At 32.9% G+C, this 17,265-nt stretch carries 16 protein-coding genes; 4 read left to right on the top strand and 12 right to left on the bottom strand.

Features of this window, described 5'->3' with window-relative positions:
• Positions 1–165: 165 nt before the first annotated feature.
• Positions 166–1,227, top strand: coding sequence for a hypothetical protein (locus KHA98_RS20305; RefSeq protein WP_213259807.1), 1,062 nt, complete (start codon positions 166–168; stop codon positions 1,225–1,227).
• A 243-nt stretch (positions 1,228–1,470) separates the two neighbouring features.
• On the opposite strand, the gene KHA98_RS20300 is transcribed toward KHA98_RS20305, so the two are convergent.
• Positions 1,471–1,875, bottom strand: coding sequence for a helix-turn-helix domain-containing protein (locus KHA98_RS20300; RefSeq protein ID WP_213259806.1), 405 nt, complete (start codon positions 1,873–1,875; stop codon positions 1,471–1,473).
• Between the two features lie 502 nt (positions 1,876–2,377).
• On the opposite strand from KHA98_RS20300, the gene KHA98_RS20295 reads away from it, so the two are divergent.
• From KHA98_RS20295 to KHA98_RS20285, 3 genes are all read left to right on the top strand, one after another.
• Positions 2,378–3,616: a C10 family peptidase gene (locus tag KHA98_RS20295; protein ID WP_213259804.1), complete on the top strand. Its 1,239-nt coding sequence runs from the start codon at positions 2,378–2,380 to the stop codon at positions 3,614–3,616.
• Between the two features lie 3 nt (positions 3,617–3,619).
• Positions 3,620–4,108, top strand: coding sequence for a hypothetical protein (locus KHA98_RS20290; RefSeq protein ID WP_213259802.1), 489 nt, complete (start codon positions 3,620–3,622; stop codon positions 4,106–4,108).
• Between the two features lie 155 nt (positions 4,109–4,263).
• Complete coding sequence (locus KHA98_RS20285; RefSeq protein ID WP_213259800.1) at positions 4,264–4,725, top strand: hypothetical protein; 462 nt, start codon at positions 4,264–4,266, stop codon at positions 4,723–4,725.
• Positions 4,726–4,819: 94 nt separating this feature from the next.
• On the opposite strand, the gene KHA98_RS20280 is transcribed toward KHA98_RS20285, so the two are convergent.
• From KHA98_RS20280 to pnuC, 11 genes are all read right to left on the bottom strand, one after another.
• On the bottom strand, positions 4,820–5,887 hold the full coding sequence (locus tag KHA98_RS20280; protein WP_213259798.1) for a proline racemase family protein: 1,068 nt from the start codon (positions 5,885–5,887) through the stop codon (positions 4,820–4,822).
• The gene (gene lhpI, locus KHA98_RS20275) at positions 5,880–6,854 is read right to left on the bottom strand and encodes a bifunctional Delta(1)-pyrroline-2-carboxylate/Delta(1)-piperideine-2-carboxylate reductase (protein ID WP_213259796.1); all 975 of its coding nucleotides are present in this window, start codon (positions 6,852–6,854) and stop codon (positions 5,880–5,882) included. Before lhpI ends, KHA98_RS20280 begins: the two co-directional genes overlap by 8 nt.
• Before the next feature lie 341 nt (positions 6,855–7,195).
• The gene (locus KHA98_RS20270; protein ID WP_213259795.1) at positions 7,196–7,375 is read right to left on the bottom strand and encodes a hypothetical protein; all 180 of its coding nucleotides are present in this window, start codon (positions 7,373–7,375) and stop codon (positions 7,196–7,198) included.
• A 104-nt stretch (positions 7,376–7,479) separates the two neighbouring features.
• Positions 7,480–9,030 carry a vitamin K epoxide reductase family protein gene (locus KHA98_RS20265; RefSeq protein ID WP_213259793.1) on the bottom strand — a complete coding sequence of 517 codons (1,551 nt, stop codon included), beginning with the start codon at positions 9,028–9,030 and terminating at the stop codon, positions 7,480–7,482.
• Between the two features lie 232 nt (positions 9,031–9,262).
• Positions 9,263–10,618 carry an AMP-binding protein gene (locus KHA98_RS20260; RefSeq protein WP_213259791.1) on the bottom strand — a complete coding sequence of 452 codons (1,356 nt, stop codon included), beginning with the start codon at positions 10,616–10,618 and terminating at the stop codon, positions 9,263–9,265.
• Positions 10,605–11,186 (bottom strand): hypothetical protein, encoded by a 582-nt coding sequence (locus KHA98_RS20255; RefSeq protein WP_213259789.1) that lies wholly within the window; start codon positions 11,184–11,186, stop codon positions 10,605–10,607. The genes KHA98_RS20260 and KHA98_RS20255 overlap by 14 nt, the downstream gene beginning before the upstream one ends.
• A complete protein-coding gene (locus KHA98_RS20250; protein ID WP_213259787.1) occupies positions 11,179–12,942 on the bottom strand; it encodes a hypothetical protein in 1,764 nt (587 codons plus the stop codon). Before KHA98_RS20250 ends, KHA98_RS20255 begins: the two co-directional genes overlap by 8 nt.
• Positions 12,935–13,906, bottom strand: a complete 972-nt coding sequence (locus tag KHA98_RS20245; RefSeq protein ID WP_213259785.1) for a hypothetical protein — start codon at positions 13,904–13,906, stop codon at positions 12,935–12,937. Before KHA98_RS20245 ends, KHA98_RS20250 begins: the two co-directional genes overlap by 8 nt.
• Positions 13,894–15,486 (bottom strand): AAA family ATPase, encoded by a 1,593-nt coding sequence (locus KHA98_RS20240; RefSeq protein ID WP_213259783.1) that lies wholly within the window; start codon positions 15,484–15,486, stop codon positions 13,894–13,896. The genes KHA98_RS20245 and KHA98_RS20240 overlap by 13 nt, the downstream gene beginning before the upstream one ends.
• A 24-nt stretch (positions 15,487–15,510) precedes the next feature.
• Positions 15,511–16,509 carry an AAA family ATPase gene (locus tag KHA98_RS20235; RefSeq protein ID WP_213259781.1) on the bottom strand — a complete coding sequence of 333 codons (999 nt, stop codon included), beginning with the start codon at positions 16,507–16,509 and terminating at the stop codon, positions 15,511–15,513.
• Positions 16,493–17,071, bottom strand: a complete 579-nt coding sequence (pnuC, locus tag KHA98_RS20230; RefSeq protein ID WP_213259779.1) for a nicotinamide riboside transporter PnuC — start codon at positions 17,069–17,071, stop codon at positions 16,493–16,495. Before pnuC ends, KHA98_RS20235 begins: the two co-directional genes overlap by 17 nt.
• Positions 17,072–17,265: the final 194 nt, after the last annotated feature.

Here is a 17,265-nt window from a genome sequence, read left to right as displayed (position 1 = left end):
CCATAAGTCTCCACACCGAAATCGAAGTAATAGAAAACACTACCACACCCCATTTTTACAGGCACACAAGACTATGAATGCCTATTGATTATAAAAACATTTTAAAACCAGAATATTTAGGATTATAATTGATTATAGAATTATTTTAAATAAAAAAAGCACATAATGGCAGTTGTTAAATTAGATAGTTTCAATACCGATTATATCTTGCAGAATCAGAGCATTTTTAAAATGGGTTTAGAAAACCCGGAATTAAAAATTACTGGTATAGCACATTTATCATTCTATCAGGAAGTCATAAAAAACAAAATACACAACACAATCATTACCCACTCTCAAACACTTGAAACAGATAGCAATGATTTAAAACCTGGAATTAATGAAACTAATTTTATTACCAATATCTCAAAAAAAAATAATTTAACCAGAGACTATTCAGGAAAAATAATTCATGTAGATAAAAAGGCACTAACGGATGATTGGGAGTTTTGGAAAAAAAATAAAATACAAGATGTAATTCCAGAAGAATATAAACAAAAAAAGTTTATAAAAAAATACGAATCAGGTTTGGCACATTTTGAAGAAGGACTTCAAAATAGTTTATCTCACACCTTGTTGTTGCCTCAAATTTACGATGTTTTATACGACACAAATAGATATGAGAATCCAACATCATCTACTAAAAGACAGGTTTCAAAACTCATTGACGATTTAAGTATAGAATATTGTTTCTATCCTTTTTATATCAAAGAAGAAAAAGATATGCTAATAATGTGTTTCGAAACCAGAATAAGCAACAAAAATCAAATACTTGAAAAATTACTGCCTCTATACAAACAAAATAAAGATTTTTCTATTGAAAACTATGAATTTAAAATTATAACCAAGTATTTCCTAGACCCTGCAAGCTATAAAATAAACTATGCAGAATTAAATCTAACTGAAAAAATGCACGATAATTTAAGTTATTCAGTTACTATAAATCTTTCAGAAAAAGAATACGATATTGAGCCATTAAAAAACATGGTTTTAAATGTTAACAAAGATAAAACCTATTCAAAAGAAGATTATGAAGGTATTAATAGGGATAGTAAAAAAGAAACACAGTTTGATTCAGCATTAGAAATTGAAAAAGCACAGAAAGACAAATCTAAGGAATCTATAATAATGGTAATTTTAATTACAATTATTCTTGCTATAATAATTCTATTTCTAATTTATGGTTAAAATATATCCGTAATATTTTTTTTTACAATCTAAGTAATTAACCAAAAATAGAGGAAATTTTCTTGCTACATAGGTTTTCGTATTAATCCCTCGAACCTGTGTCCGTCGCGGTGGATATGAGCCCAAAAACTATTATTTCATTAAAACAAAAAAGCTCCAGATTTCTCTGAAGCTTCGTCTTATTCGTTTTTACTAGTAAAATTTCCAACCATTTTTCAATGATTAAAAAATAATAACACCACTTTATTTATTGATTAATTTCTCAAGTCTCGCCATCATTTCATCTTTCTCTTTCAACATACGCTCGTACAAGGCAATTTTTTCTTCGTGCATCTTTATCACTTGCTCTATAGGATTAAAAATAGGATTATCATTTCTCTGATATCCAATACCATTATTTCCAAAAGTATTTGCAATAACATTCACCGCTTGTTCTTCATCAAAATTTTGAAAAGCTTCAACAGGAATTTTCAATATTGCTGAAATTTGTCTAAGCAAACTTTCCTCAATTACATCTTTTTGCTCCAGCATAGAAATTTTCTTTTGGTTCCAGTCTTCTCCCAGATCATAAGCTAATCCTTCCTGCTTTATGTTAAGCATTTCTCTGAAACGCTTAACGTTTCTTCCCTGATGTATTTTCTGTTCCATAATGCGTTTTAATTTTCTGAAGGCTCAAAGATATCGCCGTGCGTATTAAAAAATCTGAATTTCAAAGATAAAAAAATATCCTGTAAAACCTCTTTTTTGTCAGACATCATCTTCACTTTCTAAATAGTTTAATCTTTAGAAAGAGTGAACTTCACTTTAGAATATTAATCAGATATGCGTAACGATAGCGCGGAAATTCTTTTCGTGCCCGTTCCTAATATTAATAAAGGCTATTTAAAAAAAAATCTGTGAAGCTATACTTTGCGGCCACGGATTACAAACCCGCGCGATATGGATTTAAAATTTATTTGTCTTGTTCTGTTTGCGGCTAGTAGAAAGTTGTATTGTAAATCTATTTAAGTAGTATTAAGAAATTTAGTTTCGAATGCAAAAACTTCAATTCAACTAATGGCTTATAATGATACTTTAAAATCTTATTGCGGCAATGTTTAATTTTTTTGTGATTTTAATTTATTCTTTATTAACTAAAACTAAGATGATTATGAAAAACACACCAAGAAAAGGATGCCTTTTTCTTTTAAGTTTGCTGTTTTTGTTTGCCTGTTCCAGGGAAAATGAAATGGAAAACTCTAAAAGTGCCCAAAATGAAAACTTTGTAAACTTGTCTACAGTAAAAGAAATTGCAGGCGGAATAAAGTTTGAGCCTAAAAGCAATAGTTCACAAACAAGTAAAAGTTCTACTTTACCCATTACCAAAAAAATTGAGAAAATTGATGAAGTTAAGAATGAATATGGCTTGACCGTTTTTTATGTTATAAATTATGTTAAAGGAGGATATATTATATTATCATCTGATAACAGAGCACAGCCAATAATTGCTTTTTCTGAGGATAATAAATTTGTACTTGACGATGGCAAAGATAAATCTTATCCATTAGGACTGAAATCCTGGGTAGAGAATGCAAAGAGACAAATTTCGATGATTCAAAATTTAAATTTGAAGCAAGAAAAACGTGAAAAATTAGCATGGAAAGAAGTAAAAAATATTATGATTGATGCTGGCATGTTTGAAGATAAAAGTGTTACAAATAAGAGGGATATTCCAAATAATACTATCTGTTACGATCGTGTTGTATCTCAAACTAAGGGGCCATTTTTAGAAACAACATGGTGGCAATACAATGGGTTTAATGATTCATTAGATTATATGTCATGTTCGGACGGTACTAAACATGTTTACGCAGGCTGTGTTCCTATTGCTATGGCGCAGATTATGAAATTCCATCAATATCCAAATAATTATAATTGGTCAGCAATGCCTCTTACTTCTTCTTCAGCTACAACTGCTAATTTTATTCTGGATATTCACAAAGCTATTAGCAGTGTTTATCCTGGGGAACCTTATTATGGTTGCTTAGATACAGGAGTAAATAATAGTAAAGATATGAGTACAGTACTAAAAACTAAATTTGGTTATACTTCTGCGCAAACGGCAAAATATGACTATCAGGTTGTAAAAGCAAATCTTGATGCAGGAAGACCAGTTTTGCTAAGTGGATTTAATAAAAATGATTTAAGTGGCCACCAATGGGTTTGCGATGGTTATAGTGCATTACAATATACTTTTGATGACTGTACCGGCGCAAGTGCGCTTTATTTTAATATGAATTGGGGATGGCCAGAAGGAAGAAACAATGGTTATTTTGCTTTTAATAATTTTAATCCTGCTTCAACAAACTATAACGAGGCTATAAAAATGACATATAATATAAAACCATAAATTATGAAAAAAATATTAATACTATTAGCTGTCACGTTACTTTATGCATGTGACAAAAATGATAAGGACATAAGTTACAACGCAATACTTGGGAGTAATGTTGATTTTTCAATTTCTAATGCTCAAGGCGAAGATTTATTAGATCCGGAAACTCCAAACCATATAAAAGAATCTGAAGTAAAATTATTTTATCTCATAAATGGTGTTAAAAAAGAAGTTTACAACGGTTTTTTAACACATCCTAGAAATTTTTCAATTCATAAAAATGAAAATGAAAAGGAATATCATATTGTAATATTTTTGAATGATATTGATAAATCTGATAAAACAACAACTTATATTCAATGGAATGAAAAAGAGACAGATACAATTGAAACAACTTTTTTTAGAGAGAAAGGTTTCATTTTTACAAAAGATGTTTGGTTAAATGGTGAATTAGTATTTACAAGTAGCTTTCCTAACAATACTCCATATGTGAAATTGATTAGGTAGAAATAAACTAAAGAGCGTTATACTATCTTGTCTGGATTACAAATTTTGCCCAATTGGTATTAATAATAATTATTTTGCTATTAATAATTTTAATCCAGACTCAACAAATTATAACGAGGCTATAAAAAATGACGTATAATATAAAACCATAGATTATGAAAAAGATATTGATACTATTAATTGCTTTCGTTTTTTTTTGCTGTAATAGTGACGATCAGTACAGAGAATTAAATTCTACACATGATATAAGTACAGAGATTTCGGTTTTTAACGATCAAAACGAAGATTTACTCAACCCCAATAATTTTAATCATCTTGATTTTTCTAAAATAAAACTTTTTTACGTCATTGATGGAGTTAGCCATGATTATACTACTCAACTAGATTTAGTTAAGAGAGAGAATGAATATAGAATAAATATGCTTTTAAATGATATAGATAAATCTGAAAAAAAAGTAATGTATATTCAATGGAATGAAAATGATAGGGATACGATCGAATTCACCATTAAAGCATATAAAAATTTGTACAAACCCAATACTATTTGGTTTAATAACAAAGTTGTCTGGCAATTTACTTGTGGAATATGTGGTGCAGAGTTTAAAATAATAAAATAGACTATAGAAGATCAAAAAAAGAGGCTACCAAAGCAGCCTCTTTTTTAATCTTTAAAAAGGGTGAACTTCACTTTAGAATATTAAACCCTATTAATTATCTAAGTATAAAACCATTCTTCATAGGATCTTTTGGGTCTATTAAAAACGTGTTTATTCCTGTTACAAAAGCTGTTCCTTCAACTTGAGGAATTACAGCCTTGTGAGATCCAAATTTTTCTTCCCTCACCAAAGATCCTGTAAACGTGCTTCCTGTAATACTTTCTATGGTAATAAATTCGTTTTGGTTGATGGCATTTCTGGCTTTTTCAATCGCAATTCTTCCTGAAACACCCGAACCTGTTGGGGAACGATCGACTTCTCCATCGGCAAAAACACAAACATTTCGGCTGTGATTAGCAATATCGAGCGGTTCATCAATAAAAATAGTTCCGTATAAAAAACTCAAATCGTCCTCAAACGGATGCTGAATTTCTGTATCATGATCCATTACGGCATGTTTTATGTCTACCCCGTTTTGAATGATGGCGCGGTAATTTTCATCGGTTAATGCAAAATTTAAATGTGTATTTTTTCTCAAATCAACATAAGCATAAAAAGCGCCGCCATAAGCCAAATCATAAACCACATCGCCAATGCCGGGAACCTTTACAATACGATCTAAACCTACTGCAAAACTTGGTACACAATGAAACCTTACTCCTGTTACTTCACCTTTTAACACGGTAACAAATGAAATAATCCTACCGCACGGAGCATCGATTTTTAATTCATTTTCTCCTTCTTTTATTGTTATCCAGTTCATTTTTGCCGCCAAAGTGCTTATCGCAATAATGGCATGACCGCACATACTGCTATATCCTTCATTATGCATAAACAGAATTCCAAAATCGGCCTCATCATCATTCGGCGGAAGCAAAATACAACCGTACATATCAGCATGTCCGCGAGGTTCAAACATCAATGCGGTTCTTAAATAATCGTAGTTTTCTTTAATATCTCTTCGGTATTCTAAAACCGTATTTCCTTTAAGTTCTGGAAAACCGGAAACAATTACGCGCAAAGGCTCACCGCCTGTATGCATATCAATTGTTTTTATTTGCAGTACTGAAGCGTCTGCTTTATAATTGGTGTTAGTACAGATATTTTGGTAGGTATTAGACATTGTTTTGTGTTTTTAAATTATATGCTTCATAAAAATATCCGGCTGCAACAAGATCTTCTAAAGCGTGTCCAACGGATTTAAAATAGGTGATTTCAGTCTCAGATGTTCTGCCTGGTTTTGTATTACTGCACAGTTCAAACAAATCGGCTTTGATGGTTTCTTTGGTGATAATTCCGTTTGTAAGCGGAATCAAAATATCGCCGCTTTCTTTTAGTCCGCCTTGATACGTATCCAGAAACAGACTTGATTTTAAAACCGCTTCGTCATCTGCCTCGCGCATATCTTTTTTATATGCTCCAACAAGATCTAAATGTTGTCCTGGTTTCAGCCATTTTCCAAAAACAAGCGGAACGGGCGATAAAGTCGCTGCCGAAATAATAGCAACCTGTGAAATAACCTCATCAATCGTTGAAACTGGTTTGCAAGTAATCGAAGAATTTTTGAATGTATTGCAAACCAATTGGGCTTTTTCTATGGTTCTTCCCCAAACATAAACTTCTTTTATAGGTCTAACGCTTGCGTGCGCCTGAATTAAATTTATGGCTAATGCCCCAGTACCAATCATAAGCATGGACGAGGCATCTTTTCGTGAAAGGTAACTGCTTGCTAAAGCCGATGTTGCAGCAGTACGTTTACCTGTAAGTGATTTTGCATCCAGAATGGCTTTTATGTTTCCTTTGTGTCCGTCGAGATAAATATATGTTCCTTGAATGGAAGGCAAATCAAATTTACCATTTTCAGGACTTACCGTAACTATTTTTACGCCTAAGTCTTTTCCTGCCTGAAACGCCGGCATTAATAGAAGCGTTGAATCTTTGCCTTCTTCCGGATTGGGGTAATCATGATGATGACGCATGGGCACTTTAATATCCGAAGTCGAAAACCCCGCACGAAGTCTTTCTATAAGTTCTTTAAAATTGCATTTTTCTTCAATAAAATGATCTGAAATAAGTTGTATTGGTTCCATGTATTAGTTGAAATTTGACTAAAAATAGAAGATTATTCTATCATAATACTATTTCATCTTCAATCAGATAACATACGCTAATTTAAGGTTAACATAGTACCACTTATTTAAAATTTAAGCCGCTTTTCCCAACCTAAAACATTCACACTATTCTATAAAACAAAAAAACAACCCGAAGGTTGTTTAGTAGGTTATGAATACCGTAAATCATTGGTTTATGCGAATGTTAAAATGAAATTACTTTCTCAAAAACATTGCACATTATTTCGTTTGTGGGAACATATTAAATAATAGTGATTTTTTTTATATCAATATTTCATAACCTTAAAAGGAATCTGAGACTATTGCTCAGGGCAAGCTAAACCATTAAGTCTGCAGATTGAATCTTGGCCCATAGGACAACAATAGTTACCTGGCTTTGGACATTTACCTCCTACACAAGCTAAACCACCTTGAATACTTCTTTTTTCAGTTTTGGTTAATTCTACAGTACCACTTAAGCTTAAAATTTTTCTTAACATAATATAAAGTTTTATAAAATTAGTTAACACCTCAATCCATTTAAAGACACTTGAAGTTTGTGTCTATTCTTGCGCAAGAATTTTTTATATATTTTATGAATTTATTAAACTACTTTTCTCAGCATCTTATCATCTGATAAATCACTTAAAAAGTATTTTAATTCATTTATTTCATATTCGTGAGGAAACATTTTATTATTTACAATTTTGACTGGTGTATAATTAAATCCATTTTCGTGGCACCAATTGTATTGCATTTCTATTTGTTGATTTACTTTCATACTAATCGGACCTACACTCCATTTTGCAAGCCATTTATCTAATCCTATTTTTTTTATGTGCCAGTCTGAGATTGCTTCTAAAATTGAACCTTGATTGGAATGGTTAATTTCTAATAATCGTTCTACCACAACCAAATACGGATTATCCTCATTCTCGGGATTAATATTGAATAAAACATTGAGAGATACTTTTTCGGGATATCTTGTTATTAATTCTAAAGAATCTTCAAAAGCTTTATGACAATGTCCGCAACCCGGACTTAAAATAATTAAAAGCTCAACATCGGCACCAATACTACCCAATTGCAAACCAGTTAATTTGTCTAAGCCTGCTAAAACAGGAACTTCTTTTGATAAGAAATCTAAAACCTTGTAATTTCTTTTGAATTTTTTCAATTTGCCTGCCTCCTTCTCTGTTTTCATTTTGCTTGTTAAAACAGGTCTTAAACTTAACCATGCGGTAACAATCAGGATTGCTGAAAATAAATAAGAAGAAATAGCAGAAAGACTATAAATAAATGGTTCTCTCATAAAAGCCCAAACCGCACTTTGAAGAATTAAAATAAAAGAAATTGCCAGACACAATAAACACCACTTTTTCAGCTGCCACTTTTGTAACCAAATAGAATATGCAATTACCGGGAGAGAAAGTAAACTTAAAATTCCTATTATAGCGCTTGAGCCGATAGGATTAGTTAGTAATGCTATTACATTAATTCCAAAAAAAAGTACCGGAAGATCTGAAAAATTAACCCATTTACTAATTTCTCCTTTACCGGAACTAATTACAGTGTCACACGATGCTTTTGGGCTCATATTACAGAATTTAGAGACCATTTCGTTTTTTACACCCAATTTTTCCTGAACGATAAAAACACTAAAAACTAAGCCTGCAATTGAGGTAAACAACAAGATAATTTCATTGATGCCAAAATGATTACTAATAAATGAAACAATAACTAAGGCAAGAATTGCTAAACTATAATACAGCCAATTTAAATTTGTTCTGAAGTTTACACTTTTTGAAGTTTCATTGGGCTCAATAAGGATTACAATTCCGTCCCAGTCCTGAACAAAATCATCAAGCACTAAACTCTTCTTTCCTTCATTTTTCGATTCGATATTTATTGTACCCCCGTGTTTGGTCACCAGCACAATATTATTTTTGTAAACAGCCATGAAAGAATCGGGCAATTCGTTTAATTGTTCTTTTTCAATTTTAACGGCTACATTTTCTATGGACAGGAGATCAAAAGTATCGGTAATTGCAAAGAGACTTGGAAAATCGGGGTGGGATTGAAATAAATCTTCAAACTCTTCTGTTTGATTACTAAAATTATTTATGCTTAAGTACTTTTGAACTGATTTTACCATAAATTTTTATTGTCTTGTTTTCGTAAATGTAATTTAAATCTTTCAATCTACAATTACTTTTCAATAAAAAAAATACTACATTTTAGTACATTTTTCAACAATTCCAATAAAATAGCGCAATAGAGGTGATTTATTAGCAATAAACATGCGTTTTCCCTAATCAGACAAAGTAAGTACTATTTTCAGTAATTTCCTGAGAATTGATGTCTTTTTGCTATATCTGTTTACATTTTTAATCGGTCAATAACTCCGATGAATATTTCGTCTTATCTGCGATATTATTCTGAGAAATTTTCTGAATATCGACAAGAATATCAATATCATTTTTAAAAATTGAATTTAAAGCTTCGGTAATTTCTTCGGAAGTAATATCATTCGAAAATCCAGTAAACTCAATTAATTTATCTTTTCTCTGATGCATTTTGAAACCTGCCAAAGACAATTCAGACAAACGATTAGACACGTCAATATTGTTAATTTTTACATCTGATTTTGTAAAAAAGACTACTGGATTTCGTGCTTCTAAATCTACTAAAAACGGAACTCCATTTTCGATCTTTAAACTGCAAAAATCTCCCGTTCTGTATCGTATTAAAGGCAAAAAAGGATTATTGCCCCCAGTAACTACCAATTCTCCTCTTTCGCCATATGGAAGTTTTACATCTCTAAACTCATCAAAAATTTCTAAGTATAAATCTGGGCGTATTATTTTATGTCCGGTTTCAGTAGCATACGCTATATTTCGGCATTCGGTTAAAGAGTAAAGATCTATGACAGGACATTTAAAATAATTCTCCAGTTTGTTTTTAGTACCTTTTGTTAACTTCATCGCCGAAGATATCATGGCTTTTGGTTGCAATTGAGGCTTTAAGTCCAATAATGCCATAAAAGCTAATGGATCGCCGGTAAGAATTTGAGGATTGTATTTTTCAAGGTATTTTATAGCGTCATCAGGTTCATTCCACTCTGACGGATTTAAATTTATTTTTAATACTCCTGCCCCCTCTAAATAAGTTGATAAAGAAGCATAAGTCAATGTTTTTTCTTGTGCACAGATTAGCGCAATCGCCGCTGTATCTTTGCCTTTGGTTATTGAAACATCAAAATCTTCTAGGATAGATTCTATTTGTGGCAGCCACATTGCCTGAGAAACTGCATCAAAAAGGACATCTAACTTTGGTCCGGTTGATCCTGAAGTATGATAGACTAACAGCTCTTTTAAATTTGCTTCATTTGAAACAAATAAGTGAGGAAAATCTCTGACATCTTCTCTGGAAATGGTTGGAAAAGAATCTAAATCGCTTTCTTTATTTTGGTAGAAAGGAACTGTTTCAAGGCACCATTTTAGGTAATCGTTTATCCAAACCGGAGTTTGTTCTTCGCTCCAAAATACTTTTTCCTGATAATTTTTATTCTTTTGAGAATGTACTTTTGAAAGCTGGACACCATTTAATCGATCGCCACTTTTAAAATTAAATTTTGGCGCAAGCACATCTTGTCTAAGTTCATTTAAAAAACTTAAATCATCAAGCAAAGGAAAACGTTCCTCGTCTGTTAATGCTATTTGTGGATTACTATTCACGTCCATAAACATTTGCGGCTTCACGGGCTGCTTTTTCGGCCATTTCTTTCTTAATATTCATTATTCGCTCATGTGCTGCATAGGATTGCTTTAGTACTTTATGTCTTTCTGCACTGCTCAAAGACGATAATTTATCTGCTGCTTCATCAGCACTTTCTCCGTACGGCAAAATTTCGCAGCAATATAGCAGCAATCTTACCATTTCTTCGGCACGTTCATCATCACTTATCCACTCTTTAAATTTTACATATTTAGAGGCCGGTTGTAATTCAACAAACCAAAAATCATATAATTTATCTTCTATAGCAGGAACATTTATAAAATCCTGATGAGAAAGTAACCATGCCGAAATATGAATTGTACGCCAATGATTATCATCAACATACTTTAAATTAAAATCGGAATAAACTTTAAAATCATTTCTTAGAAAGTCATTTGTTACAACCTTGTACGTATCATATAACAAAGCTATCGAATTTATTCCACGCTCTAAAGAAAAGTCAGAAGGCTGCAAATAAACATCCGGACATTTTCGTAAATGAGTTACAAGTTCAAAAACATCATATTTAGACATAGGCATAATTTTGTTGTGAAAATTCAGATGCAAATTTTAAAAGTTCCTGTTCATTGGTAACGTAATATATATTCCAGCCCATTTTTGTTAATCTTATGACTAACTCATTTTGATAATCCGGACAGGAATGTAAAACCATTGTTCCGTGTCCGCCTGCATTTTTCAATGCAATTTCAGCCAATTCCCAGTGTGTTTGCTCTGTGTGTGTATCTGCATTTAACATACTGAATATATCATTGTCGGTAACAATTACAATATGTGATTTTTTGTTGGGTTTTCCTTCAAAGGGTTTTCTTAATCGCTCAATTCCGTAGGCATAACCTGTACCTAAATAGGATGTTAAAGTCGTTAGTAAATCGGTTTCATCTGTAATAAAACCATCTGTTTCCAAATAATCTCCCGGCTCTCCGGAAAGACATCCCATCACGGCTGCTCCGGCACGCAAAGCAGATAATCCGATAATTGTCGCCGCCAGAATGGGCCATGAAAAATTATGCTTCGGATTCGTCATCGAACCTGAACAATCAATACCCAGATATATATTTAAAGGTTTTTTTGAAATGGTATTATCAGAATCTGAACCGTATGTTCTCTTTTGAGTGGTTAATCCCGGAATAAGTTGTGGCGACAAAATAGCCGATTGCAGCCAGTCTACTTCTTCAATGGCATCTCCGATATCCCAGGTTTCTAATCCTTCCGGTAAATCGAAAGACAGATTTTCTGAAATTTCTGCTGGAAAATCAATTAAATGTGGCAACGCAATCTCTTTATAATAGGCATTAACCAAACGTTGCTCGTCGGCATTTGGATTTACCTGTTTCATTAAATCAATATAACTTCCCGGCCCCATGTATCCATTTCTGGGTCCTTGGCCGCCATAACTGTTTTTCTCTATCCCTAAACTGTGCTTTTTCTTTTTATCCTCTTCACTATCTTGTGAATCGATAGCTTCTTTTCGCATATCAATAACCTCATCATAACCTTCTAAATCAAGTTCTGTCATTCCGGAAATTTCCTTTGCTCCACTTCCAGCATCTTCTGCATCTAATAAAATTAAAATTTTCTTGCGTGCATCCTGAAAGGTTTTTTCATCCATTAAATAAGGATATAACATCACTGCAAATCTGCCTCCACCGTGAATCCATCCTTTTGAATAACTTCTAATTAAGGAAGCCAATAATGAAGCATCTGCATCTATTTTTTTACTGTGAAAGGATAAATTTATTGCCAATTCACCTCGATTTAAACGCCATAAATATTCATACGTACGCATCATCAAGGTCCATAACTCAGAAAAATTATCTTCCGAATTAATTCCTTTAAAAACTGCTGCCATTCTTAATTTATTGGTTCGCTGTAATTTATCATTGATTAAAAAATCAGTATATAAATTGGAAACCATTGGTGCTCTGTCCTCGATTCCCGGCAAGGCAAAACGAATTCTGTTTAACAAAATAGCATTGTCGTATAAATTTGAAGGTGCAAAAATATGATGACCAATTTCGTGTGCGAGTATTTCGAGCGCATAATCGACAATACCACGTTCTGTGATTTCTTCTAAATTAATCACAATACGATGATCTGTAAGTCGAATCATTGCAAAACTTCCTGTAAGTCCCTCTTTCTTAGCTTCCTGATGCGACAAACACCAAATAGGTTCCTGCAAACGCAAGAAAGGATTCCACTCCAGTTTTGCCTGCTTCCATTGCGATTTCCACAACGCTAATGTTTCCTCTATTTCAGATTGACTATGCATTTGCAAGACTGAATAAATATAAAAAATAAGAATTTTGAAGCGTAAAAACCAGCGTATCTTTTGTTGCTACTACAGATGAAATGGTACTTCCGTCAATTTTCTCATTGTCTTTTCCTATCCATTTTTCTAATGTTTCTAATCGCTTCGTATTAGATAAAATATAAGAGGTGTCAACGGTATCAGCCGGAAGTAAAACTTTTCCAAACTGATCTGCAAAAAGTACATAATTACTTTTTGAGTCGGTTACAAATATATTTCCATCAATCTCTGCTAACTTTGGCGGATGTTCAAAAAAACCGGTATTACCTTTAAAACCTCCTTGTACACCTTCAAATTTTGTATGATTATTGGTCCACGGTTGTTCAAAAATGCGAGTGGTATTTACAGGAAAATCTATTGTATTTACAATTGTCTCTTTCAGATTTTCGGAAAGTTCATTGTAATCTGTCTTTAAACGGATTCTTAAATGCGCCAAACCGCATTTCCACGCATAAATACGCCCAATAGTTTTAAAATCTTCAATTGTTTTTATAGCGTCGCTGCTTGTTTGCACAAGTTCACACCAGTCTATTATTTTTTCAGGTGCATATAAATGAAAATTCGAAAGCACATCATTTAATAATGAAATCGTTTTTACCGGAAATTTCACTGCCAAATTTGGCATTTGCGCCATTAACAACCAGGCAGTTTTGTATTCCTTTTTATAACGAATTGCCTGCCCGCTTCCGATTAATTTGAGCGACTCCTGATACAGTGCTTTTACTACTTCGTGGATTTTTTCCGGAGCCGAATTTTGAGCCACAGTAGCTTTTACAATGGGCTCAACAACTTCTGTCATCCAGGCAGCAATAACAAGAGACGGCAAACTGCCGTACTTCATTTCGCTCTCATTGTACCATTGATTGTATAGCGCACTTTTTTCGCTTAGTTCTGCAATAAGTTCCGGAAAGCTTATTTTTTCCATTGCAGCCATCTTTTGTAATTAGTATATCGTTGATGTAAATACTTTAATTTTAAAATATCATCGGCTCTGTAACCGTATAACTTTTTCTCTTCAGACCATTTCTGAAGTTGTTTTTCAATTTTGAAAAGTCGATTATCAATTTCTTTTGAAGATATATTTTCAAGACCTTTTTTAAATTCTTCTTCAAAATCATCAACCGGATCATTACGGTCTAAATCCTGACTTAGATACTCATCGCAAGACAAATCAAATAAGTTTCTCAACCACACAATTCTATCCACTCTGTAAACTTCATTACCCGCCTGATCAAAAAATGGCGATTCTAAATGTGGTGTCAAACTATCGTGCAAAACAAAGGGTAAAACTTGTCTGATGTCTTCTAATTCTACTTTTTTATTTCCTCTGAAATAAGCCAATGCTTTAGAAAACATCAACAAAGTCATGATTTTTCTAACCGATAAACCATTTTTTGCCTGTGATCCTAAATCTTTAATTGGATCTTTTCCTGTTTCTTTTCTAAAAAGAGTTCGCATATCTAAACCAGACAATTTTGCGGTGTCTTTGGTCATGTATTCCAATCGGTTAGAAGCGGGTTCAAAAAACTCAAACTGACGACAGAAAAACTCAATACGTTTGCGTAATCCGGGCTCTATCTGAATTCCTCTGATTTGTTTATTGACAGTCGAAAGTTCTTCTTCTGTAAAAATAATTTCTTCCGGAATTATCGATTCCGGATTAAAATTAAGTTCAATACGCTGCAATAAATCCTCAATAAAACGGGTATTAAAATGCATGGCTCTTATCACGATATCAATCCTGTCTTTCAGGGCTTCAATAACCTGATACGTTCCTCCGCCGGCATCATCATTGGCGGTCAGATACCATGCTCCTTCCGGACATTCATAAATCTGATCGAAAATTTCTGCATAGTTATCTGCTAAAACCGTTAATAAAGCAGATTGGGTTCTGGTGGGAATTCTATTGTATTCGTCAATAATTTTAACTCTCATACCCAGCCATTTTCGCCAGGCAATTCTAATATCTGATGTTTTTTCGGCCTTTACCATATCTGATGGTAGCGGATGCCCTAATAAATCTGAAATGGTCATTTGAGGCTGACCATGCTGAATAGCGCGCATTACATCTTTTTTATCATAACCTGCCAATAAACCCATCAATATAGATGTGGCTGTTTTTCCGCGGCCTGGCCCTCCAACAATAAGACATTTACCTCTTGTTGCTAAATTCAGTAAAGGCATTAATACAAAACTGGAATAACTTTGATCGCTAGGCAAATGAACAGGGACTTTGCTGTCTCCAAATAAAAACTTTTTAGCATCTCCATCATTAAATTCGATATCGTAATACGGACTAATAATGGCTGTATTGGTAATCCAAAAATAAGCCTGACGCAATTTTTCATCCAAAGAAATTGAACTACCTGATTCATTCTCCACAGTATCGCTAGAATACAGGTCTTCTATCTGAAATTTCTTGTTGATTGTAGATTCCTGCGGATTGGTAGGTGATTCCGGGACTTTCTTAAAAAATCCCATTGTTTTATTTAATAAATCAGACATCGCTATATTTTTGTTCTAAGTTACTTAAAATTTACTGTTTTCTGCAGCAAACAATACTTTTGATACGGCTTCAATTCTTTCCTCAATCGTTCCTTTGAGCATATAATATTTAAGGCTTCTAGCCTTTAAATCTTCCAATATTTTTTCCTGAAACTCTTTTCTTTTCACATCTCCAGATCGATCCCAGGTATCATCATAAGGAATATCTGTATCACAAACAAAGATAATATCGTGTCTGTTCTCGGCTGCTTTTGCCAGACTTTCCAATTCTAAAAGAGCGCTTCCGTGATAATCTAATGAAAACAAATAGGTCGTAATCGCATTAGTATCAGAAAACAAAAACCGATTTGACTTTAAAATTAAATCATCTTCTCGTTCGATATGGGTTTCTGCAATTTTTAAAAGATCCTCGAGCGTTAATCTTTTATTTACCTGATGCTGTTCCCAATATTCTCTTCCATATTCTGGCATCCATTGTGTATCAAAATGAATTGCTAGTTTTTCTGCCAGCGTAGTTTTTCCAGTCGAAGGCGCACCAAGTAAGACCACTTTGGTAATTAAATCGGTATAAACCACCGGATGGATAAAATCCTTATTTTTAAACGAATCGCTTCTAATTTTTGTAGCGGATATTGGAATGGTATTTCGATCAATATCAACTTGCCTGTTAATGGCATTTAATGCAATACTCATATGAACACCGTAAGGTTCACTCGAATAAAAATGAGAAATTTGACGATTATCTAAAACTTTCAGCACATAATCTTCCTGAATCTTCATAATCTCTGGTGTATAACCCGTATCGTTTGGTGAATTAGCTCCTTCAATAACCAAAATTTGCGGATATATTTCGCGGATCCAACTTGCTCTTGTTTCCAGAGGAATATTTATTACAGGATCATCATAAATCAGTACGATTAGTTCATCAACTTCATTAATAGCAGTTTCAATTAACAATTGATGTCCTTTATGAAAAGGTGCAAACTTTCCTAATGTCAATCCAACTTTATGCTTGTCCTTCATATACATATTCTTCGTTATAGGCTTTTTTCCATTCCAGATAACCCATTATTGCCATTATTAAAAAAAGCGTGTACAATGCGGTTGTAAAATACAATCCTTTGTAAAAATAGATGGTTATGGCAACTACATCGACTATGATCCAAAACAGCCAGGAACCTAATATTTTTTTTATCATTAAATATTGCGCAACGAGGCTTGCAACGGTAATAAAGGCATCTTCATAAGGAAAAGAGGCATCTGTTTTTGTCTGCATAACATATCCCAAAAGTGCGGTTGATAAAACAGTCAGACCAATCCAAAATATTGTATTTGTAAGCAATGTGATGCGTAATGTACTTTTATTTGCGCCGCCGTACTTCCAACTGTACCAGCCATAAAATTGCAGAAATATATAAATAATATGCAAAATCATATCAGAATATAATTTTGATGTATAAAAAACATAGCAATAAAGTACTACCTGAAGTAAGCCAAAAAACCAACACCAAATGTTTTGTCTAATGGTAAAGTAAACAGAAAGAAAACCGAAAATTGCGCCAAAAATCTCTATAGTTGTATCCATAATATTGGTATAAATATAGGATAATGGATTAAATTTTTAATTGATAAGGAGTAACATTTGATTAATTAATGCTGTTTTCTTCATTAATTCTCTTTTTTAAATTCCTTTACGCAACATTTTATTCCCCATTTTAAAAACGCTTAAAAAAATAAGTGAATATTTAAATCCTGTTTTTAAAACTATTATTGAATATA

The organism is Flavobacterium branchiicola (assembly GCF_018383905.1).
Taxonomy (GTDB): domain Bacteria; phylum Bacteroidota; class Bacteroidia; order Flavobacteriales; family Flavobacteriaceae; genus Flavobacterium; species Flavobacterium branchiicola.
Note: the sequence above shows the minus strand (reverse complement) of the source record. Positions and strands in the feature narration are given on the sequence as shown.